At 63.9% G+C, this 21,922-nt stretch carries 21 protein-coding genes; 12 read left to right on the plus strand and 9 right to left on the minus strand.

Going from position 1 to position 21,922, the window contains the following annotated elements:
• Positions 1-126: 126 nt before the first annotated feature.
• The 3 genes from P0D73_RS14405 (at position 127) to P0D73_RS14415 (ending at position 2,830) form a co-directional block, all read left to right on the plus strand.
• On the plus strand, positions 127-1,419 hold the full coding sequence (locus tag P0D73_RS14405; RefSeq protein ID WP_132376029.1) for a THUMP domain-containing class I SAM-dependent RNA methyltransferase: 1,293 nt from the start codon (positions 127-129) through the stop codon (positions 1,417-1,419).
• A gap of 220 nt (positions 1,420-1,639) precedes the next feature.
• Positions 1,640-2,023 (plus strand): VOC family protein, encoded by a 384-nt coding sequence (locus P0D73_RS14410; protein WP_408178339.1) that lies wholly within the window; start codon positions 1,640-1,642, stop codon positions 2,021-2,023.
• Between the two features lie 66 nt (positions 2,024-2,089).
• Entirely contained in the window at positions 2,090-2,830 is a 741-nt protein-coding gene (locus P0D73_RS14415; RefSeq protein WP_132376031.1) for a helix-turn-helix transcriptional regulator, read from the plus strand.
• A 57-nt stretch (positions 2,831-2,887) separates the two neighbouring features.
• Here P0D73_RS14415 and P0D73_RS14420 read toward each other — a convergent pair whose 3' ends face one another.
• From P0D73_RS14420 to P0D73_RS14430, 3 genes are read right to left on the minus strand one after another with little or no spacing between them, the layout of a single operon-like run.
• Positions 2,888-4,342 (minus strand): NAD(P)(+) transhydrogenase (Re/Si-specific) subunit beta, encoded by a 1,455-nt coding sequence (locus P0D73_RS14420; RefSeq protein WP_408431747.1) that lies wholly within the window; start codon positions 4,340-4,342, stop codon positions 2,888-2,890.
• Complete coding sequence (locus tag P0D73_RS14425; protein ID WP_012431753.1) at positions 4,342-4,668, minus strand: NAD(P) transhydrogenase subunit alpha part 2; 327 nt, start codon at positions 4,666-4,668, stop codon at positions 4,342-4,344. The genes P0D73_RS14420 and P0D73_RS14425 overlap by 1 nt, the downstream gene beginning before the upstream one ends.
• A gap of 11 nt (positions 4,669-4,679) precedes the next feature.
• Positions 4,680-5,822: a Re/Si-specific NAD(P)(+) transhydrogenase subunit alpha gene (locus P0D73_RS14430; protein ID WP_408178337.1), complete on the minus strand. Its 1,143-nt coding sequence runs from the start codon at positions 5,820-5,822 to the stop codon at positions 4,680-4,682.
• Positions 5,823-6,089: 267 nt separating this feature from the next.
• Here P0D73_RS14430 and P0D73_RS14435 point away from each other — a divergent pair, with 267 nt between their 5' ends.
• From P0D73_RS14435 to P0D73_RS14470, 8 genes are all read left to right on the plus strand, one after another.
• Positions 6,090-6,569, plus strand: coding sequence for an NUDIX hydrolase (locus P0D73_RS14435; protein WP_408431749.1), 480 nt, complete (start codon positions 6,090-6,092; stop codon positions 6,567-6,569).
• 58 nt (positions 6,570-6,627) lie between these two features.
• The gene (gene mnmA / locus P0D73_RS14440) at positions 6,628-7,773 is read left to right on the plus strand and encodes a tRNA 2-thiouridine(34) synthase MnmA (RefSeq protein WP_408293050.1); all 1,146 of its coding nucleotides are present in this window, start codon (positions 6,628-6,630) and stop codon (positions 7,771-7,773) included.
• Positions 7,774-7,989: 216 nt separating this feature from the next.
• Positions 7,990-9,600: an FMN-binding glutamate synthase family protein gene (locus P0D73_RS14445; protein ID WP_408431751.1), complete on the plus strand. Its 1,611-nt coding sequence runs from the start codon at positions 7,990-7,992 to the stop codon at positions 9,598-9,600.
• 203 nt (positions 9,601-9,803) lie between these two features.
• Positions 9,804-10,811, plus strand: a complete 1,008-nt coding sequence (gene glyQ / locus P0D73_RS14450; RefSeq protein ID WP_106310562.1) for a glycine--tRNA ligase subunit alpha — start codon at positions 9,804-9,806, stop codon at positions 10,809-10,811.
• Positions 10,812-10,826: 15 nt separating this feature from the next.
• Positions 10,827-12,926: a glycine--tRNA ligase subunit beta gene (gene glyS / locus P0D73_RS14455; protein ID WP_408431753.1), complete on the plus strand. Its 2,100-nt coding sequence runs from the start codon at positions 10,827-10,829 to the stop codon at positions 12,924-12,926.
• A gap of 10 nt (positions 12,927-12,936) precedes the next feature.
• Positions 12,937-13,491: a D-glycero-beta-D-manno-heptose 1,7-bisphosphate 7-phosphatase gene (gene gmhB / locus P0D73_RS14460; protein ID WP_132376042.1), complete on the plus strand. Its 555-nt coding sequence runs from the start codon at positions 12,937-12,939 to the stop codon at positions 13,489-13,491.
• Positions 13,492-13,531: 40 nt separating this feature from the next.
• The gene (locus tag P0D73_RS14465) at positions 13,532-14,290 is read left to right on the plus strand and encodes a lysophospholipid acyltransferase family protein (protein ID WP_408178332.1); all 759 of its coding nucleotides are present in this window, start codon (positions 13,532-13,534) and stop codon (positions 14,288-14,290) included.
• A gap of 44 nt (positions 14,291-14,334) precedes the next feature.
• Complete coding sequence (locus tag P0D73_RS14470) at positions 14,335-15,237, plus strand: M48 family metallopeptidase (protein ID WP_408312993.1); 903 nt, start codon at positions 14,335-14,337, stop codon at positions 15,235-15,237.
• Between the two features lie 68 nt (positions 15,238-15,305).
• On the opposite strand, the gene P0D73_RS14475 is transcribed toward P0D73_RS14470, so the two are convergent.
• The 3 genes from P0D73_RS14475 to P0D73_RS14485 all read right to left on the minus strand — a co-directional run bounded on the left by P0D73_RS14475 (position 15,306) and on the right by P0D73_RS14485 (position 17,326).
• Complete coding sequence (locus tag P0D73_RS14475; protein WP_132376045.1) at positions 15,306-15,704, minus strand: hypothetical protein; 399 nt, start codon at positions 15,702-15,704, stop codon at positions 15,306-15,308.
• A 26-nt stretch (positions 15,705-15,730) separates the two neighbouring features.
• Entirely contained in the window at positions 15,731-16,117 is a 387-nt protein-coding gene (gene gloA / locus P0D73_RS14480) for a lactoylglutathione lyase (RefSeq protein WP_132376046.1), read from the minus strand.
• An 87-nt stretch (positions 16,118-16,204) separates the two neighbouring features.
• Positions 16,205-17,326 carry a porin gene (locus P0D73_RS14485; RefSeq protein ID WP_408431755.1) on the minus strand — a complete coding sequence of 374 codons (1,122 nt, stop codon included), beginning with the start codon at positions 17,324-17,326 and terminating at the stop codon, positions 16,205-16,207.
• Between the two features lie 254 nt (positions 17,327-17,580).
• Here P0D73_RS14485 and P0D73_RS14490 point away from each other — a divergent pair, with 254 nt between their 5' ends.
• The gene (locus P0D73_RS14490; RefSeq protein ID WP_408178331.1) at positions 17,581-18,516 is read left to right on the plus strand and encodes a DMT family transporter; all 936 of its coding nucleotides are present in this window, start codon (positions 17,581-17,583) and stop codon (positions 18,514-18,516) included.
• A gap of 33 nt (positions 18,517-18,549) precedes the next feature.
• On the opposite strand, the gene rsmA is transcribed toward P0D73_RS14490, so the two are convergent.
• The 3 genes from rsmA to P0D73_RS14505 all read right to left on the minus strand — a co-directional run bounded on the left by rsmA (position 18,550) and on the right by P0D73_RS14505 (position 21,904).
• On the minus strand, positions 18,550-19,380 hold the full coding sequence (gene rsmA / locus P0D73_RS14495) for a 16S rRNA (adenine(1518)-N(6)/adenine(1519)-N(6))-dimethyltransferase RsmA (protein ID WP_408431757.1): 831 nt from the start codon (positions 19,378-19,380) through the stop codon (positions 18,550-18,552).
• A gap of 146 nt (positions 19,381-19,526) precedes the next feature.
• Positions 19,527-20,537: a 4-hydroxythreonine-4-phosphate dehydrogenase PdxA gene (gene pdxA, locus P0D73_RS14500; protein WP_408431759.1), complete on the minus strand. Its 1,011-nt coding sequence runs from the start codon at positions 20,535-20,537 to the stop codon at positions 19,527-19,529.
• Positions 20,538-20,542: 5 nt separating this feature from the next.
• Entirely contained in the window at positions 20,543-21,904 is a 1,362-nt protein-coding gene (locus P0D73_RS14505; protein WP_132376051.1) for a peptidylprolyl isomerase, read from the minus strand.
• Positions 21,905-21,922 lie beyond the last annotated feature (18 nt).

A 21,922-nucleotide genomic window follows, 5' to 3' on the forward strand; every position in this document is an offset into this window, starting at 1 on the left:
CAATAAACCACCGTGAATTCAAGGAAAGGCCAACACCACAAAAACCGCCACGCAGGCACCCATGCAAAAGCACAACACCCCGACCGCGTACAATAGCGCCTTATCCAACGCCTTCCGGCAACCTCAATGTCCTTCGATTTCTTCCTCCCTTGCCCACGCGGCCTTGAAGCCTCGCTTGCGGCTGAACTCGCCGAAATTGCAGCCCAACACCTGAACGGCGCCCCGTTCACGGCCGGCGCACAAGTGCCGGGCGGCGTGCATTTCCGCGGAGGCTGGGCCGCCGGCATGGCCGCCAACCTGTATTCGCGTCTCGCAAGCCGCGTGCTGCTGAAAATCGCGCATCGCCCGTATCGCAGCGAGCAGGACATTTATGCGCTCGCAGTCGAACAGCGTTGGGAACAATGGTTTTCGGCGAACGAAACGCTGCGCGTGGACGTCACGGCGATCAAATCGCCGCTGCGCAGCCTGGAATTCACGACACTGCGCGTCAAGGACGCCATCTGCGATCGTCTGCGCGAAGTCAGCGGCGCGCGTCCAAGCATCGACACCGCCATGCCCGACGTGCGCGTGTTCGCCTTTCTCACCGCCACCGACTGCACGCTGTATCTCGACACCTCGGGCGATCCGCTCTTCAAGCGCGGCTGGCGCCTCGACAAGGGCGCAGCGCCGCTGCGCGAGAATCTGGCCGCGGGCATTCTGCGTTTGACCGGCTGGACCGCCGGCACTCCTCTGTACGACCCGATGTGCGGCAGCGGCACATTCCTCGCGGAAGCCGCGCAAGTGGCGCTGAATATCGCGCCGGGCGCGGAACGGCGCTTCGGCTTCGAGAAGCTCAAGCAATACGAAGCCAAAACCTGGCAAACACTCAAGGCCGCCGCGCTCGACGCGAAGCACGCCGCGCGCAGTTCGCGCGCCGATCTGCAAATCTTCGGCAGCGATATTTCCGGCGACATGCTCGACAAGGCGCGCGCCAACTTCCAGCGCGCCGGCTTGCCGTCGATTCCCCTCAAACAGGTCGACGCGCGCGGCATGACGCCGCCGACGTCCGCCGCAGGCATACTCGTCGCCAATCCGCCGTATGGCGAACGGATCGAAGTGCGCGGGCGCAATGCCCGCGGCGAGCTTCGCGAAGGCCGCGGCAATCGTGAGAGCCGCGAAGACGAGGGTTTTCGTCGCGCGCAGGAAGAAACGCCGGACAGCGAATTTTTCCAGTCGCTCGGCGATGCGCTCAAGCAGCGCTTCACCGGCTGGCACGCGTTCATCCTGACATCGGATCGCAAGCTGCCGGGCCAGTTGCGTCTGCGTGAATCGACCAAGACGCCGCTCTTTAACGGCGCGCTCGAATGCCGTCTGTTCCGCTTCGATCTGATCGCGGGCAGCGTGCGGCAGCGTCCGCAGAGCGACACGCCGGCGGCGTGAAATGCGCTGCGTCTGACAGGTAGTTTGGCGACGAAAACCGCGGACTGGCTCCGCGGTTTTTTTTCGCCTGTGGCTTGCGAGCCGTCCGTTTTTTTCGCTGCCCTGTCCATCGCTCCTGCCACCTCCTACTGACACCACGCTGTCAGTAGCACCCCCGCACACTCCTTCTCACGCCATCCGGCGCTTTACACGGCTTACCCGCCATCCACAGGAGAGTGACATGTCCGCATCATCCAAAGTTGTTGCATGGTTCGAGATTCCATCCGTCGATTTCGATCGCGCGGTCCGTTTCTATGAAGCGGCGCTCGACGTCAAACTGAATGTCCAGGAAGTCGGCGGCCAGCCGATCGCCGTGTTCGGCTACGAGGAGCCGGCGACCGGCGGCGCGATCGTCCACAGCCCGTCGATGACCCCGACCGACGACGGCGTGCTCGTCTATCTGAACGCGCAACCGACCGTCGACGCCACCCTCGCGCGAGTCGAGCAAGCCGGCGGCAAGACCGACGGCCCGGTGATCAAACTGCCGCAGGACATCGGCTATATCGCGTTCTTCACCGATACGGAAGGCAACCGCCTCGGCCTGCACTCGCGGACCAACGGCTAAACGCAACACAACGCTCGTGCGCGGCGGCCGGCGAGCACCGCGCACGAACGCCGACCGGAGCGCGGCATGCGGCGCTATCATCGCGGGACTGTCCCCGTCCTCTTCTACAAGACGCCCACGATGACGCGCCGCGCCGACCGCCTGTTCCAGATCGCCGAACTGCTGCGCGGACGGCGTCTGACCACTGCGCAACAACTCGCCGACTGGCTGCATATCTCGCTGCGCACGGTCTATCGCGACGTGCGCGATCTGCAACTGTCAGGGGTGCCGATCGAAGGCGAAGCCGGCATCGGCTACCGTCTGAGCCGCGCGGCGAGTCTGCCCCCGCTCACCTTCACCGCCGATGAACTGGCCGCGCTCGCCGCGGGCGCGCGCATGCTCGAGTCGTGGGGCGGCGCCGGCTTCGCGGGCGGCGCGCGCGGGGCGCTCGCCAAGATCGCCTCGGCCATGCCCGCCGACAAGCGCGCGACGCTGGAAAGGCTCGCGGTCTTCGCGCCATCGTTTCACATCAAAGGGGATTTTTCCGCGCAATTGGATGCGCTGCATCGCGCGATCGACACGCGGCATGTGGTGAGCTTTGCCTATGTCGATGTGAATGGCGCGGCGACCGAACGTCGTGTCTGGCCGCTCGCCCTCGCCTATTGGGGCGCGCGCTGGACACTCGGTGCGTGGTGTGAATTACGGAGCGATTTCCGCAATTTCGGGCTGGAGAAGATTCAGAACCTTCAGGTGCTCGAACAATATCCAGATCAGGAAGGCAGGCGACTCGCGGACCTGTTGCGGCATGTGAATGCGAAGCCGAAGTGAGGATCGCGGTTCGCCCCGCTGCGAGGCAAACCGCGATTTCGTTCCTTCCGCGCAGGCTTATTCCACGGCCTTCACCATGTCTTCGATCACCTTCTTCGCGTCGCCGAACACCATCATCGTCTTGTCCATGTAGAACAGGTCGTTGTCGAGCCCGGCGTAACCTGCGGCCATCGAGCGCTTGTTCACGATGACCGTACGCGCCTTGTACGCCTCGATGATCGGCATGCCCGCGATCGGTGACTTCGGATCGTTCTTCGCCGCCGGGTTCACCACGTCGTTCGCGCCGAGCACCAGCACCACGTCGACCTGACCGAACTCGCCGTTGATGTCGTCCATTTCATAGACCATGTCGTACGGCACTTCGGCTTCTGCGAGCAGCACGTTCATGTGACCTGGCATCCGTCCGGCCACCGGGTGAATCGCGTACTTCACCTCGATGCCTTTCTCGACCAGCTTGTCGGTCAGCTCCTTCAACGCATGCTGCGCCCGCGCGACCGCCAGACCGTAACCCGGCACGATCACCACGGTTTCAGCATTGCCGAGCATGAACGACGCATCATCGGCAGAACCCGATTTCACCGGACGCTGCTCAGCCGACCCACCTGCGGCTGCCGCTCCCGGCTCATTGCCGAAGCCACCGAGAATCACGTTGAAAAACGAGCGGTTCATCGCCCGGCACATGATGTACGACAGAATCGCACCGGACGAACCCACCAGCGAGCCCGCGATGATCAGCATCGGATTGTTCAGCGAGAAGCCGATGCCCGCCGCCGCCCAGCCCGAGTACGAGTTGAGCATCGACACCACCACCGGCATGTCCGCGCCACCGATCGGAATGATGATCAGCACACCCAGCACGAACGCGATCAGCGTCATGATGATGAACGGCAGCCACGACTGCGTGAGGAAGAACAGGATGCCGAAGCCGAGCATCGCGAGCGCGAGCATCAGGTTGATCAGATGCTGGCCGCCGTACACGACCGGCGCGCCCTGAAAGAGCCGGAACTTGTACTTACCCGAGAGCTTGCCGAACGCGATCACCGAACCCGAGAACGTGATCGCGCCGACGAACGTGCCGATGAACAGTTCGACCCGATTACCGTAAGGCAGGAAGCCCGGCGTCGTGTTCTCCGGATCGACGAGCCCGAACGCCGACGGCTCCGAAACCACCGCATACGCGATACACACGGCAGCGAGACCGATCAGCGAGTGCATTGCCGCGACCAGTTCCGGCATCTTGGTCATCTCGACGCGCGCGGCGACAAACGCACCGACCGCCCCGCCGATCACCAGCGCGATCAGCAGCAAACCAAGCCCCAGCCCAAGATTCGAACCGAGCCCGTTAGCCTGTTTGACGATCAGCGCGATGGTCGTAACGATCGCAATCGCCATCCCGACCATGCCGAAGGTGTTGCCGATGCGCGCCGTCTTCGGATTCGACAGCCCCTTGAGCGCCTGAATGAAGCAGACCGACGCGACCAGATAAAGCAGCGTGACGACGTTCAGACTCATTACGCGTTCTCCTTGGCGGCTGCGGGGAGCTTCTTCGGCTCTTTCTTGCGGAACATCTCCAGCATTCGTCGCGTGACGAGAAAGCCGCCGAACACGTTCACTGCCGCAAGCGCGACCGCGAGCGTGCCGAAGAACTTGCCGGGGGTGCCCAAGGTCAGACCCGCGGCGAGCATTGCGCCGACGATCACGATCGCCGAAATCGCGTTGGTCACGGCCATCAGCGGCGTGTGCAGCGCGGGCGTGACGTTCCAGACCACGTGGTAGCCGACGTAGATCGCCAGCACGAAGATGATCAGGTTGATGACGGTGTGGTTGATGACTTCCATCGCCGCTCTCCTTAAGCCTTGCGCGTGACTTCGCCGTCACGGGCCAGCAGCGTGGCCGCGACGATATCGTCCGCGAGATCGATGTTCAGGGCGCCTTCCTTGGTGATGATCAGCTTCAGGAAGTCGAGCAGGTTGCGTGCGTAGAGCGAGGACGCGTCGGCGGGCACCATCGAGGCGAGATTCGTATAGCCGACGATGGTCACGCCGTGTTTGATGACGACCTTGTCCGCTTCAGTGAGCGGGCAGTTGCCGCCGCGCTGGCCTTCGTACTCCGCGCCGCGGCCGGCCGCGAGGTCGATCAGTACGGAGCCGGGTTTCATCGCCTGCACGGTTTCGACCGAGATCAGCGTCGGTGCGGCGCGGCCAGGGATCAGCGCAGTGGAAATCACCACGTCGGCCTGTTTGGCCCGCTCATGGACCAGCGCCGACTGGCGCGTGAGCCACGAAGGCGGCATCGGCCGCGCATAGCCGCCGACGCCCTGCGCGGCTTCGCGCTCCTCGTCGGTTTCGTAGGGCACGTCGAGAAACTTTGCGCCGAGCGATTCGATCTGCTCTTTCACCGCTGGACGTACGTCGGAGGCTTCGATCACCGCGCCCAGGCGCTTGGCGGTCGCGATCGCCTGCAAACCGGCCACACCCGCGCCGAGAATCAGCACGCGCGCCGCTTTCACGGTGCCCGCTGCGGTCATCAGCATCGGCATGAAGCGCGGATAGAGCGTGGCGGCCAATAAAACCGCCTTGTAGCCCGCGATGTTCGCCTGCGACGACAGCACGTCCAGGCTTTGCGCGCGCGTGGTTCTCGGCGCGGCTTCGAGCGCGAACGCGGTCACGCCCGCAGTCGCCAGCTTTGATGAGTTTTCGGTATTAAACGGATCGAGCATGCCGACCAGCGTCGCGCCGCGTTTAAGCAACGGCAACTCGGCATCGGTGGGCGACTGGACCTTCAGGACGAGTTCAGCGCCAAAAGCGGTCGCCGCGTCGACGATCTCCGCGCCGGCGGCCGTAAAGGCATCGTCTGGAAAGCTGGCGCCGGTCCCGGCGCCGCTCTGGATCGTGACCCGGTGGCCCTGGGTCACATACTTCTTGACCGTTTCGGGCGTCGCGGCGACGCGGGTTTCGTGCGCGCGCGTCTCGGCTGGCACTCCGATGTGCATCTTGTTCCTCCTCGACTTCCTGTTTTACGACAGATCGGCCGACGAGGCCCGCCGGCTTGCGAGTGCAACGGCTAACGCCTCACTTTAACCGAAACAGGGGGGTGCGCAGAAATCGGGGACAATCCGGGGGTGCCCGGCGGACCGGCCCGACGTCGCGGACGACGAGCGGCCGGCCCCCCGGTCGTGCCTGTCACCCGCAACCGGCCGCCCGCCGCTGGCCGTCCGCTTCCCGGCAGGCGAGGCCCATAAACGGTAAAATGCGCACCCATGAAACCGGAAACCTGGCTGCCGCACGTCACCGTCGCGGCCATCGTCGAGCGTGACGGGCGTTTTCTCGTGGTCGAGGAACATACCGCCGACGGCCTGCGCCTGAACCAGCCCGCGGGCCATCTGGAAGCGGGCGAGACGCTGGTGGAAGCGGTGATCCGCGAAACGCTCGAGGAAGCAGCCCACCCGTTCGTGCCCGAGGCGCTGGTGGGCATGTACATGACCCATTTCGAGCGGCCCGGCAGTGAGGGCGTGACCTACCTGCGCTTCACCTATTGCGGCACCGGCGGCGCAGCCGATCCGCAGCGCGCCCTCGACCCCGACATCGTCCGCACGTTGTGGATGAGCGCCGACGAATTGCGCGCCTGTCCCGAACGGCACCGCACGCCGCTCGTCATGCAATGTCTCGACGATTACCTCGCGGGCCGACGTTTCCCGCTCGACTTCGTGCACACGCATTCGGTCGGGCAAAAAAGATAGCCGCAACGAGCGGCCAACCCACGATCCATGAAGTCACGCAGCACCCAGTGAGCATCTTATGAGCAAGCAGAAAGTCGTAGTAGGCATGTCGGGCGGCGTCGATTCGTCGGTTACCGCATGGCTGCTGAAGGAACAGGGCTACGACGTGGTCGGCCTGTTCATGAAAAACTGGGAAGACGACGACGACAGCGAATACTGCTCGACGCGGCAGGACTGGATCGACGTGGTCTCGGTGGCGGACCTGATCGGCATCGACGTCGAAGCGGTCAACTTCGCCTCCGAATACAAGGACCGCGTGTTCGCCGAATTCCTGCGCGAATACTCGGCCGGCCGCACGCCGAATCCGGACGTGCTCTGCAACGCCGAAATCAAGTTCAAGGCTTTCCTCGACCACGCCATGTCACTCGGCGCGGAAACCATCGCGACCGGCCACTATGCGCGCGTGCGCGAGAACGACGGCCGCTTCGAACTGCTGAAGGCGTTCGACCATACGAAAGACCAGTCGTACTTCCTGCATCGGCTGAATCAGGCGCAGTTGTCGAAGACGCTGTTTCCGCTCGGCGAGATTCCGAAAACCAAAGTCCGCGAAATCGCCGAGCAGATCGCGCTGCCCAATGCGAAGAAGAAAGACTCGACCGGCATCTGCTTTATCGGCGAACGGCCGTTCCGCGACTTCCTGAACCGCTATCTGCCGACCAAGCCCGGCCCGATGAAAACCACCGACGGCAAAGTGGTCGGTGAACATATCGGCCTCGCGTTCTACACGTTCGGCCAGCGCAAGGGCATCGGCCTCGGCGGCAGCAAGGACGGCAGCGGCGAACCGTGGTTCGTCGCCGGCAAGGACATTCCGTCGAACACGCTGTATGTCGCCCAAGGCCATGATCACTCGTGGCTGCTCAGCCATACGCTGTCCGCGGGCAATACCAGCTGGGTGGCGGGCGAACCGCCGGCGGACGGCTTTGCGTGCGGCGCGAAGACCCGTTACCGGCAAGCGGATGCGCCATGCACGTTTAGCAGAGCGGGCAGCGGCGAAGGCCTCTTCGAGCTGAATTTCGAAGCGGCGCAATGGGCTGTCACACCGGGGCAATCTGCGGTGCTCTACGATGGCGACGTGTGTCTCGGCGGCGGCATCATCGAACATGCGGTCACCGGACAGCCGGTCGCGCGTGAGCCGCAAAAAGCGGCGCTGCTGACCGCCCGTTGATCCAGACGTCCAATCGTGCGGCAACCCGGCCTGGCGCCGCACGCTTCACTTTCACGTTTCAATCTGCGCTGCGCGTGGCATCCACGCGTTCGCTCTTCAAACCGCAGCTAGCTTCACCATAACAAGCAGTCGCTCGTTTTCCTTTGCGGCGGATTCCGTCTGCGCCGGCAGCGCTGGCGATCCCGCCGTGACGATCCTCACTGCACTGGAGTCCCCATGTTTTCTCGACGTTATCTGGCCATGTGGTGCGCCGCCGCGCTGTTCGCCGTCTGCGCGGCGTTCGCCGCCACGCAGCACATTTCGTGGTTCTGGATCATCGTGCCGCTCGCACTGGTCGCGCTCGGCCTGTTCGACCTGACGCAGCAGCGCCACGCGATCCTGCGCAACTATCCGCTGTGGGGCCACTTCCGTTTCCTGTTCGAATTCATCCGCCCGGAGATCCGCCAGTATTTCGTCGAAGGCGACACGGACGAAAAACCGTTCTCGCGCGCCCAGCGCAGCATCGTCTATCAGCGCGCGAAGAACGACGTCGACAGCCGTCCGTACGGCACCGAACTCGACGTCAAAGCCATCGCGCACGAATGGATCAGCCACTCGCTCGCACCGACCACGCTCGAGAATCACGACTTCCGCATCGTCGTCGGACCGGATCGCGCGCAGCCTTATTCGATGTCGATCTTCAACGTCTCGGCGATGAGCTTCGGCTCGCTGTCGGCGAACGCGATCATGGCGCTGAACCTCGGTGCGAAAAAAGGCAACTTCGCGCACGACACCGGCGAAGGCTCGATGTCGAAATATCACCGCGAGCACGGCGGCGACATCATCTGGGAAATCGCCTCGGGCTACTTCGGTTGCCGCAACGACGACGGCAGCTTTAGCGCGGAGAAGTTCGCGAAACAAGCCGCCGAGCCGCAAGTGAAGATGATCGAGGTGAAGCTCTCGCAAGGCGCGAAGCCTGGGCACGGCGGCGTGCTGCCGGCCGCCAAGATCACGCCGGAAATCGCGGAGACGCGCGGCGTGCCGATGGGCCGCGACTGCATCTCGCCGGCCACGCACTCCGAGTTCTCGACGCCGCGCGGCCTGCTCGAATTCGTCGACCGTCTGCGCACGCTGTCGGGTGGCAAGCCAACCGGCTTCAAGCTGTGCATCGGGCATCCGTGGGAATTCTTCGGCATTGCCAAGGCGATGCTGGAAACGGGCATCCTGCCGGACTTCATCGTCGTGGACGGCGCGGAAGGCGGCACGGGCGCGGCGCCGCTCGAATTCACCGATCACGTCGGCGTGCCCTTGCAGGAAGGTCTGCTGCTGGTGCACAACACGCTGGTGGGCATCGGCTTGCGGCAACGTATTCGCATCGGCGCGAGCGGCAAGATGATCACCGCGTTCGACATCACCAAGACGCTCGCGATCGGCGCGGACTGGGTCAACGCCGCGCGCGGCTTCATGTTCGCGGTGGGCTGCATCCAGGCGCAGACCTGCCACACGGGGCGCTGCCCGACCGGCGTAGCGACCCAGGACCCGGTGCGCCAGCGCGCGTTGGTGGTTCCGGACAAGGCCGACCGCGTGGTCAACTTCCATCACAACACGCTGCATGCGCTGAAGGAAATCATTCAGGCCGCGGGACTGAAGCATCCGGCGGAACTGCGCGCGCATCACATCGTGCGGCGCGTGTCGTCGCATGAGGTGCGTTTGATGTCGGAACTGCTGAAGTATCTCGAACCGAACGATCTGCTCAACGGTCGCTACCGCTACTCGCTGTTCGAGAAGTATTGGCCGGTGGCGCAAAGCGATTCGTTCTCGCCGAAGATGGAGCTGGCGGCGACCTGATCCGCCCGCCGACGCGCCCGGTACGACGCAGGGCCGCCACACGCGGCCCTTTGTCGTCTAAAGCGCACTCGAACTCCCGTCCGACCCCGCAAAACGGACACCCCCCTCCCTTTCCGTTAAAATCTACGGTTTAGCACTTCGCTCCACGGCCACCCGGCGCGCTTCGGCGCTCACGGCGCGGCCCCATGCCCGAAAGGCACTTCATGCTCACGTTTCAGCAAATCATCCTGACACTGCAGTCCTACTGGGACAAGCAGGGTTGCGCGTTGCTCCAGCCGATCGACATGGAAGTCGGCGCGGGCACGTCCCACGTCCATACCTTCCTGCGCGCGGTCGGCCCCGAGCCGTGGCGCGCGGCGTATGTGCAACCGTCGCGCCGCCCGAAAGACGGCCGCTACGGCGAGAACCCGAACCGTCTGCAGCACTACTACCAGTACCAGGTGGTGCTCAAGCCTGCGCCGGAAAACATCCTCGATCTGTACCTCGGCTCGCTCGAAGCCCTCGGCTTCGACCTGAAGCAGAACGACGTGCGCTTCGTCGAAGACGACTGGGAAAACCCCACGCTCGGCGCCTGGGGTCTGGGCTGGGAAGTATGGCTGAACGGCATGGAAGTGACCCAGTTCACGTACTTCCAGCAGGTCGGCGGCCTGGATTGCAAACCCGTGCTCGGCGAAATCACGTACGGGCTCGAACGCCTCGCCATGTATCTGCAGAAGGTCGAGAACGTCTACGACCTCGTCTGGACCGAATGGGAAGAGCAAGGCCCGAACGGCCCGGAACTGCGTCGCCTGACTTATGGCGACGTGTACCACCAGAACGAAGTCGAACAGTCCACCTACAACTTCGAGTACGCGAACGTGGAGTTGCTGTTCTCGATCTTCAACAGCTACGAAGCCGAAGCGAAGCGCATGATCGAAGCGCAGATCGCGCTGCCCGCCTATGAGCTGGTGCTGAAGGCCGGCCACACGTTCAACCTGCTCGACGCACGCGGGGCCATTTCGGTCACGGAACGCGCGGCGTATATCGGCCGCATTCGTGCGCTGTCGAAGCTGGTCGCGCAGGCCTACTACGATTCGCGCGAAAAGCTCGGCTTCCCGATGCTCGGCAATCCGGTGCACGGCGTGCCCGGCCTCACGACCGACGAACAGGACGCCGCGATGCCCGCCTGGGCGCCGCCGCTGAAAGTCGAACGCAAGATCGACCAGGACTGACGAGAACATCAACACATGACTCAACCCCATCAAGCTACCCTGCTCGTCGAGCTGCTGACCGAAGAATTGCCGCCGAAGGCGCTCGCGCGTCTCGGCGACGCCTTCGCCGAAGGCATTGCGCAGCGCCTCGCGGCGCGCGACCTGGTCGAAGGCGAACTGTCGTTCGAACGTTATGCCACGCCGCGCCGCCTCGCCGTCACGATCAAGAACGTGCGCGCGGTTGCGCCGGAAAGACACGTGCGCGAAAAGGTGCTGCCGGTTTCCGTCGCGCTGGATAAAGACGGCCAGCCCACCGCGCCGCTCGCCAAGAAACTCGCCGCGCTCGGCTTCCCCGATTTTTCGGTGAACGACCTGGAGCGCGCGCAGGACGGCAAGGCCGAAGCCTTCTTCCTGCGCTACGCCGCGCCCGGCGCCACGCTCGCCGACGGCCTGCAAAGCGCGCTCGACGAAACGCTCGCCAAGCTGCCGATCCCGAAGGTCATGACGTATCAGCGCCCGGACGGCACCAACGTTCAGTTCGTGCGTCCGGCGCATCGGCTGACCGCGTTGCATGGCGAACAGATCGTGCCGGTGAGCGCGCTAGGCATCGACGCCGACGACACCACGCTCGGCCATCGCTTCCTCTCCGAAGGTTTCGTGCAGATCCAACACGCGGACTCGTACGCCGAGACGCTGCTGCACAAAGCCCACGTGGTGGCGAATTTCGCCGACCGCAAGGCAACCATCCGCACGCATCTGCTCGCGCAAGCCGACGGCGACCAGGTAGTGATGCCCGAATCGCTGCTGGACGAAGTGACGTCGCTGGTCGAATGGCCGGTGGTCTACGCGTGCCGTTTCGAGGACGAATTCCTGCAAGTGCCGCAGGAATGCCTGATCCTCACCATGCAGACCAACCAGAAATATTTCGCGCTGACCGATGCGAACGGCAAGCTGCGCTCGCGCTTCCTGATCGTGTCGAACATCGAGACGTCCACGCCGGGCGATATCGTCGAAGGCAACGAACGCGTGGTGCGTCCGCGTCTGGCGGACGCGAAGTTCTTCTTCGAGCAGGACAAGAAGAAGCCGCTCGCGGACCGCGTGCCGCTGCTCGCGAACGTCGTGTATCACAACAAGCTGGGTTCGGCGCTGCAACGCGTGGAGCGCGTCGAAGCGCTGGCCGGCGCGATTGCCGGATTGATCGGCGCCGACGTGGTGCTCGCGAAGCGCGCCGCGCGTCTGGCCAAGGCCGACCTGATCACCGACATGGTCGGCGAATTCCCCGAGTTGCAAGGCACGATGGGCACGTACTACGCGCGCCACGACGGCGAGCCGGAAGAAGTCGCGCTCGCATGCTCGGAACACTATCAGCCGCGTTTCTCCGGCGACGCGTTGCCCTCCACGGCAACCGGCACTGTCGTCGCACTGGCCGACAAGCTGGAAACGCTGATCGGCATCTGGGGCATCGGCCTGCAACCCACGGGCGAGAAAGACCCGTTCGCGTTGCGCCGTCACGCGCTCGGCGTGTTGCGCATTCTCGTCGAGAAGCAACTGCCGGTCGATCTGGTCGAACTGCTGCGTACCGCATACGCGCAATTCGCCGCGGTGCCGAACGTCGCCGATTCGACGCAAGCCATTTACGAGTTCAGCATGGACCGCCTGCGCGGTCTGCTGCGCGAGCGCGGCTATGCGCCGGGCGAAATCGACGCGGTGCTGGCGCTGAACCCCACGCGTCTGGACGACATCGTCGCGCGTCTGGATGCCGTGCGTGAATTCGCGTCGCTGGCGGAAGCGGCCTCGCTCGCGGCGGCCAACAAGCGCATCTCGAACATCCTGAAGAAATCGGAAGGCGCGGCGACCGGCGGCGTGCAGGCCACGCTGCTCGTCGAAGCGGCGGAAAAAGCCTTGCATGCGCAACTCGAACAGGTCGCGCCGCGCGTGCAATCGCAACTGGCCGCACGCGACTACACGGGCGCGTTGACCGCGCTCGCCGCGTTGCGCGAACCGGTCGACACGTTCTTCAACGACGTGATGGTCAACGCCGAAGATCCGGCATTGCGCGCCAACCGTTTGGCCTTGCTCGGCGCACTGCATCAGCAGATGAACTGCGTCGCCGATATTTCCCGACTCGCCGCCTGAGCCCCGCGCCATGCCAACCAAAAAAGTGGTGATCCTCGACCGCGACGGCGTGATCAACGTCGACTCCGACGCGTTCATCAAGTCGCCGGACGAATGGGTCGCCCTGCCCGGTTCGCTCGAAGCCATCGCGCGTCTGAACCAGGCCGGCTATCGCGTGGCGATTGCGACGAACCAGTCGGGCATCGGCCGCGGCCTGTTCGACATGAACGCGCTCAACGCGATGCATCTGAAAATGCATCGCATGGCGGCAGCGGTCGGCGGGCGCATCGACGCGGTGTTCTTCTGCCCGCACACGGCGGAAGATCATTGCGAGTGCCGCAAGCCTAAGCCCGGCATGTTGAAGATGATCGCCGAGCGCTTCGAGGTCGACCCGGAACATACGCCGGTGGTCGGCGACGCCATGCGCGATCTGCAAGCAGGCGCGTCGCTCGGCCATCCGACTCATCTGGTGCTGACCGGCAAGGGCCGCAAAACACTTGCGGCCGGCGGCTTGCCCGAAGGCACGATCGTGCACGACGACCTGCGCGCATTCGCACTCGACTTCCTCGCCGACGCTCAAGAGTGACGCGCGCCACGCGCGTCCCCATCCCTCACTGACCACGCCGATGCGCTTCATCCGTTCTTTGCTTCTGCTGATCTACTTCGTTCTGTTCACGGTGCCGTACGCGACCGCATGCTTCATCGCATTCCCGTTCATGCGCGCCGACAATCGCTACTGGATGGCCGCCGGCTGGTGTCGCGCGACGCTGCATACGGTGCGTTGGCTCAACGGTATCCGCTACAACATCGAAGGCTTCGAGAACCTGCCCAACGGTCCCGCGGTACTGCTCTCCAAGCATCAATCGGCATGGGAAACGCTGGCGTTTCCTGCACTGATGCCGCGGCCGCTGTGCTACGTGTTCAAACGCGAACTGCTGTACGTGCCGTTCTTCGGCTGGGCGCTCGGCATGCTGAAGATGGTTCATATCGATCGCAAGGAAGGCAAGTACGCGTTCGAATCGGTCATCAAGCAAGGCAACGCACGCATGGCGGAAGGCGCCTGGGTCATCATGTTTCCGGAAGGCACGCGCACGCCGACCGGCAAGCAAGGCAAGTACAAAACCGGCGGCGCGCGTTTCGCGACGGCCACTGGTGCGCCGGTCGTACCGATCGCGCACAACGCAGGACGTGTGTGGCCTCGCAACTCGTTTCTCAAATATGCGGGTATAGTCACAGTGTCGATCGGCAAGCCGATCGACACGACGGGGCTCACGCCCGATGAAGTGAACACGCGCGTCGAACAGTGGATCGAAGCTGAAATGCGTCGCATCGATCCTACCGCGTACCGCGCGGCGGAAAGCAGTTCCGCCGCCGCACCAATCTGACGCGCCCACGCCCTCGAAGGCGTATTTGCGCGAAGCCGAATCCGATGCAGAAGTCTCCCACGCCACAGCCCGCTGCGGCGCTCGATAACCGGCAACTCGATCTCCCGCTCTTCGCCGAGCCGGGGTCGACGTCGTCGTCCCCTTCACCTTCCGCGCCGTCGCCAGGGGTTTCGCAGAACTCGCCTGGCGGCCAGCAAACGGCCGTGCCGCTTGCGCCGGATGGCAGCAAGTTGCGCAGCCTCGCGATCGGCTCACGCACGCTCCATTACGCGCTCAAGCGTTCGGCGCGCCGCTCGATCGGCTTTGCGATCGACAGTACCGGTCTGACGATCACCGCGCCGCGCTGGGTCACGCTCGCCGATATCGAAACCGCGATCACCGAAAAGCAGCGCTGGATTTTCACGAAGCTGATCGAGTGGCAGACGCGTGTCGAGCAGCGCGCGTTGCCGAAGGTCGACTGGAAAGACGGCGCCGAGGTGCCGTATCTCGGTCAGCCGGTGCGCGTGAAACTCGGCGCGCCGCAAGGCACGCTCGCATTCAGCGCGGAAGATGCGGCGTTGCAAGTGCCGCTGCCCTTGCAGGCGGATCCGCAGCAGATCAAAGATCGCGTGCAAGGCTGGCTGCAGGGTGAAGCGAAGCGTCTGTTCGGCGAGCGCCTCGCGATTTACGCGGAGAAACTGGGCGTGAACTATCGCGCATACGCGCTCTCGTCAGCGGCGACGCGTTGGGGCAGTTGTTCGAGTGACGGCAAGATTCGCCTGAACTGGCGGTTGATTCACTTCCCGCTTTCCATCATCGATTACGTGGTCGCGCACGAGCTCGCGCACCTGCGTGAAATGAATCACAGCCCACGCTTCTGGCAAACAGTCGAATCGATCTTTCCGGAATTCCGCGAAGCGCGCCAGACGTTGAAGTCGCATCCGCCGGAATTGCTGCCGACGCTTTGAGGCCTTCCTCGCGCTTTGAATGAAACCGGCGCTTCAGCCTGAAGCGCCGGTTTGTCACGCACTGCCGCTCATTCCGAGCAGAAGGTTTCCTGCAGATGACGCCACGTCACCTTGCCATGCGCGTCGAGATCCATCACCGCCGTGGAGCGCCGCACGTTCGCGTTGCCGGCGTTGTCGCGCTGATACTCGCGATATTTCACCACCGCGCCTGACGGGTACTCAGCGACGATCTCCTTGTCGCGGATCGCGATTTGCGAGCCCGGACGCGCGCCGTGCAGCTTCGAGAAAATCTCGCGCAGGCCGGCATGATCCAGTGCGATGCCCGACGTCATGACCAGCGTGAATTGCGGTGCGAAGCGCGCCATGATTCGCTGCAGCGCGCCTTCGTCCGCGGAACCGTCGAACAGGGCTTCGATTTCGACGTGGATCTCGTCGAGTTCTTTGAAGTAGGGATTGATGTTATTCATTGTTTGATCTCGCCCTGCCGCCTGCCTTATTTCTTCTTCTGGATGAACTCGATCTTGTAGCCGTCCGGGTCCGTGACGAAAGCGATCACGGTCGTGCCGTGTTTCATCGGGCCGGCTTCGCGCACGACCGTACCGCCTTGTGCCTTGATTTTGTCACATGCGGCGTATGCATCTTCCACTTCCACGGCGAGGTGGCCGAAGCCGGTGCCGAGGTCGTAGGTGGGCGTGTCCCAGTTGTGGGTGAGTTCGAGCACGGTGCCATTGCGTTCATCTTCGTAACCGACGAATGCCAGCGTGAATTTGCCGTCCGGATAATCATCGCGGCGCAGCAGTTTCATGCCGAGCAGTTCGGTGTAGAAGGCGATCGAACGGTCCAGGTCGCCGACCCGGAGCATAGTGTGAAGAAGGCGCATTATGCACTCCCTGTTGCGTGGTAACGAGACCGTCAATGTACCCGGAATCCCGCGACGCTGCAGAGAGTGCCCTCTGTGAATCAGTACTCAGAATTGATGCCGCACGCCTGCCATCAAGCCGATCTGCGAGCCCTTCTGCGCGAGCCCGACGCTGTTGACCCCCTGCAGTTGCGCGCCGATCAGGTCGCCGCGGTACAGCGAATAATCGCCTTCCAGATAGACGTCCGTGCGGCGGGACAGGTTGTAGTCGGCGACCAGTTGGTACTGCCACGCGGAGCCGTCCTGCGCGGCGGTTTTGCCGTCCTGCAGCGTGCGCCAGACGTTCGCGGCGAAATGCCACTTGTTGCTGACCTGTTGCGTGATGCCGCCCATGATCATGCGGCGCCGCGCAAAGTCCGTGTACTTGAGCGCCGCCAGCACGGGCGCGGTGAACGGCCCGTTGGCGAAATTCGAAAAGCCCGGGTCGTTCTGATTGACGATGTAGCCGGCGGAAAAGCGCGTGAGGTTCCACGTATACGAGCCGCCGAACGTCCATGTCTTCGCGGCCGCGCCGTTGACCGAATCTTTCGACACTTCGTACGCGCCGCCGACGCTGAACGGACCGCCTACCGGCTTATAAGCCGCGGCCGCGCCGATCTGACTGCCATAGGAATTGCCCGCGTTGCCACCGAACGCGTAGCCGGCCGCGAACGTGAAGCCGTTGTATCTCGCCTGATATTGCACCTGGTTGCTGGTCCAGATGCCGCCCGTCATTGTGATTTCAGGTTGAAAACTGAAGTCGTACGGGATCCAGGAATTGCTGCCGTAGCCAGCCACCGTGACGCCTTCGATCACGACGTTGTATTGACGGCCGAGAATGATCTGGCCGTACGAATCCGAACGCACGCCGACCTGCGCTTCGTTGAAGAACGGCAGCGTGGGATCGCTTTGCCCGGTGTTGATATAGATGCGGTTTTCGAGTTTGAAGAAGGTAGACCAGCCGCCGCCGAGATCCTCGACGCCCTTCAGCCCCCAGCGGCTTTGCGTCATGCCGCCGGTACCGAGTCCGATCGACGAATCGCCCGCCTTGTTGGCGTGAGTCAGATAGCGCACGCTTTCGTCGACCACGCCGTACAGCGTCACGCTGGATTGCGCGTGCGCCATCTGACACCCCAACGACGCCAATGCCGCGGGCACCGCGGCCGCTGCCCACCTGCCTACGTTCTTCATGCCTTCTCCTCGTACAGGCTCCGCATCGCGCGGATAGTTTGTGCCTTGAATGTCCTGACGAAACGTTTGTGGCTGAACCTTATCGCGAAACGGCACCCGTGCGAAATTAGTCTGAAGCAGGTGTTGTTAAGTCAGCAAAAACGCTTGCCGGCTTGCTTTCGGCCCGTAAGAAGCACGCGTAGGCGGTGGGGTCATCGGCGGGCGGCTCGGGCAGGTTTGATATCGTACGGGCTGTTCCCGACTCGACCCACCCCATGAGCACCTCCGCCCTGCCCGCACGCCGCACCCCGGATAGCTTCGCCATCCTGTTGATGATCGGCCTGTGCGCGATCTGGGGTCTCCAGCAAGTGGCGATCAAGAGCACCAACGCGACGCTGCCGCCGGTCTTTCAAGCGGGCGTGCGTTCGGCGATTGCGGCGGTACTGGTATGGGGCTGGGCGCGCTCACGCGGCACGCCGCTCTTTCGCGACGACGGCACCCTGGGCGCCGGCCTGCTCGCCGGCGTGCTGTTCGCGGGCGAGTTCGTGTGCATTTTTCTCGGCCTGACGCTGACCAGCGCATCGCGCATGGCGGTCTTTCTGTACACCGCGCCGTGCTTCACGGCGCTCGGGCTGCACTGGTTCGTCGACGGCGAGCGCATGCGGCGGATTCAGTGGCTCGGTATCGTCGTGGCGTTCGCGGGCATGTCGCTCGCCTTCGCGGACGGCTTCCTGCACGGCCACGCCGCGCGCGGTTCGGTGCTCACGGGTGTTGTGGGCGACGCGCTCGGTGTGTTGGCCGGCGTCGCGTGGGCCGCGACCACCGTGGTGGTGCGCGCCACGCGCCTCGCTCAATCGAGCGCCAGCAAGACGTTGTTCTATCAACTGACGGTCTCGGCCGTGGTACTCCTCGCGCTTGCGCTCGGTCTCGGCCAGGCGCATGTGGCCACCGTCACGCCGCTGGCCGTGGTGAGCCTCGCGTATCAGGCGGTGATCGTGGCGTTCGTCAGCTATCTGGTGTGGTTCTGGCTGCTGACGCGCTATATCGCGTCGCGCCTGTCGGTGTTCTCGTTCCTCACGCCGCTGTTCGGCGTGACCTTCGGCGTGCTGCTGCTCGGCGAATCGTTCAGCCTGCGCTTTCTGATGGCCGCGGTGCTGGTGTTGACCGGCATTGCGCTGGTCAACGCACCGGCGAAGCGGGTGACGATCTAGAGCCTCGGCCCGTCAAAGCCCAAGCCCCAAGACTTAGGCTTTGGCCGCCACGATCTGCGCCACGCGCACGTACTCTGCCACCGGCACATCTTCGGCGCGACGTTGCAGGTCGAAGCCGAGCGCCTCGAAATCCACCGAATCGCGATACGCAGCGAGCGTGTTGCGCAACATCTTGCGACGCTGCGAGAACGCGGCCGTCACCACTTCGCCGAGCACGCGCTCGTCCACCGGCGCCAGTTCATGCAGCTCGTATGGGATCATCCGCACGATCGCCGAATCGACTTTCGGCGGCGGGTTGAACGCGTCGGGCGGCACGTCGAGTTGCTTGTCGATCACATAGCGATATTGCAGCATCACCGAAAGACGGCTGAACGCCTTGGTGCCCGGCTCCGCCACCATCCGCTCGACCACTTCGTTCTGCAACATAAAGTGCTGATCGATCACGCGATGCGCGAACGACGTCAGATGAAACAGCAGCGGGCTCGAAATGTTGTACGGCAGATTGCCGACAATGCGCAGCGACGCCTTGTCGCCGGGTGCGGCCAGCGAGCCGAAGTCGAACGCGAGCGCGTCGCCCGCATGCAGTTCGAGCAGGCCGCCGAATTTTGTCTTCAGACGGCCGATCAGATCGCGATCCAGTTCGACGGCGTGCAAGGGCGCTTCCGGCGTCGCCAGACGCTCGATCAGCGGTTCGGTGAGCGCGCCGAGGCCCGGCCCGATCTCGACCATACGCTCGCCGCGTTGCGGCCGGATGACATCGACGATCGAATCGATCACGCCCATGTCGACCAGAAAATTCTGACCGAAACGCTTGCGCGCGATATGACCCTGGTGCCGGCCCTGTTGCTGTCTGCTGGTGGACATCGAAGAAACGCTAAGAAAGAGAACTGCTTAAGAAAAGGAACCTGCTGAGCGGCGCGCGCTTGCTCGACGCGCTCGCCATGCCGCATACATAGCTAGCGGCAGGATACCAGCGAGACGCCGCGCACAGGCCGCGCGACAGCGCCGAATCAGCCCGCGCGGCGGTGCTGCGCCATCGACACCGCCGTCTCGATCGCGGCGATCAGACTGCCCGCGTCGGCGCGGCCCGTGCCGGCCAGATCGAGCGCGGTGCCGTGATCGACCGAGGTGCGGATGATCGGCAAACCGAGCGTGACATTGATGCCTTCGCCGAACGTGGCGTACTTCAACACCGGCAGGCCCTGGTCGTGGAACATGGCCAGCACGCAGTCGGCCTCATCCAGATAGCGCGGCTGGAACAGCGTGTCGGCCGGATACGGACCGCGCGCGTCGATGCCTTGAGCGTCCGCGAGGTTCAGCGCCGGCGTGATGACCTCGATTTCCTCGCGGCCCAGATAACCGTTTTCGCCCGCGTGCGGGTTCAGCCCTGTCACGAGGATGCGCGGCGCAGGCAAACCGAAGTGGTGCCGCAAATCGTGATCGATGATGCGCAGCGTTTCGACAATGCCTTCGATCGAAAGCGCGGCGGAGACATCCTTGAGCGGCAGATGCGTGGTCGCCAGTGCGACGCGCAACGGACGCTTGCCGGTGCCGGCCAGCATCATCACCACGCGCGGCGTGTGCGTGCGCTCGGCCAGATATTCGGTGTGGCCGGTGAAGGGCACGCCGGCATCGTTGATGGTGCTCTTTTGCAGTGGCGCGGTGACGATCGCGTCGAACGTGCCGGCTAGCGCCCCATCGATCGCGCTGTCGAGCAGATCGAGCACGTAGCGGCCGTTGGCCGCGTTGAGCTTGCCCGCGACGGCAGGCGCCCCGAGCGGCCGGTGTTGCAAGCGCACGCGCTTGCCATCCGCAACCAGTGCGCTCCAATCGACACCCACGGCACGCGCGCGTTCGGCGAGCAGGTCCGCGTCGCCCAACACGGTGAACTGCGCGTGGGGCCAATGCGCCGCCGCGCCCGCCAGTGCCTGCGCCGTCAATTCGGGGCCCACGCCGGCGGGCTCGCCGGTCGTGATCGCGATCTGCAACGGTGGGCGGGTGGACTGGGCGGCGCTTGTCATGACAGTTATTGCATGCTCGACTGAGTGGGCTTCACTTCCACGTACGCGGTATCGCGCAGTTCGCGCAACCAGTCGGCGTAAGCCTGTTCCGCCTTGCGCTGACCGATGGCCTGGCGCGCCAGATCCATCTGCTGCGAGACCGAACCTTCGGATTCGCGGCGGCCCAGCACCTGAATCAGGTGGTAGCCGTATTCGCTGCGAACCGGGTCGCTGATCTGGCCGTCCTGCAGGCTGTTCATGGCGCGCTCGAATTCCGGCACCGTCTCGCCCGGGCTGATCCAGCCGAGGTCACCGCCTTGCGACGACGAACCGTCTTGCGAGTATGTGTGCGCGAATTTCGAGAAGTCGCCGCCCGAAGCGATTTCGCTCTTGATTTCGAGCAGCTTCTGACGCGCTTGCGGTTCCGACATGCCGTCGCCGACGCGCAGCAGAATGTGACGCACGTGCGTTTGCACGAGCTTCGGCGCATCCGAGCTGGCGCCCTGACCCGCGCGGCGATCGACCAGACGCACGATTTCGAAGCCGTCGTTGGTGCGGATCAGATCCGGATTGACTTCGCCGGGACGCATTGTCGAAGCGGCCTTGACGAATTCAGGCGGCAGCTTGGACGGTGAAGCGAAACCCGTATCGCCGCCTTTCGATGCATCCGGCGCCTGCGAATTGGACTTCGCCAGTTTTTCGAAGTTGGCGCCGCCCTTGGCTTCGGCGAGCAATGCTTGCGCCTTCTGCTGCGCCGCTTCGATATCCGTTTCCGACGCGTTCAGCGGCGCCTTGATGAAAATGTGCTGCAGATGCAGATCGCTCGTCAGGCCGGCGTTCGGGCCACGCTGACTGGCGATGTAGTTCGCGACTTCGGCGTCCGACACCGTGACCTTGCTGTCCACTTCCTTCTCGCGCAGACGCGAGAGCGTCAGTTCGGTACGCGCGTCGCTGGTGAACGTGCTCCAGGGCACGCCTTGCGCCTCGATGCGCGAGCGATACACGTCGAGCGACAGGTTGTTCGCCGCGGCAAGCCGTTCGAGCGTTTTTTGCACGGTGGCGTCGTCGATGTTGATGCCGTCTTCCTTGGCCTTTTGCAACTGGATGCGTTCCAGCACCATCTGGTTGAGCACCTGCTGGCGCAACTGGTCCATCGGCGGGACCGGCGCGTTCTGCTGGTTCAGGCGGCGGGTGATCAGGCTCATGCGTTCGTCGAGCTCGCGCCGCGTGATGACACCGTTGTTGACCACTGCGGCAATGGTGTCGACCGTCTGGCCGCTACTGCCGCCCAGCGCCTGCGCCTGCACCGGCGCAACCGACAGGAAAGACGCCGCGGCGGCAATACCGGCCGCAAGCGTTGCCAAGCGAAGCTTTTTCATGATTGCCACAGATACTCCAATGATGTC

The sequence above is a fragment of the Paraburkholderia sp. RL18-101-BIB-B genome, assembly GCF_046026985.1.
Classification (GTDB): Bacteria; Pseudomonadota; Gammaproteobacteria; order Burkholderiales; family Burkholderiaceae; genus Paraburkholderia.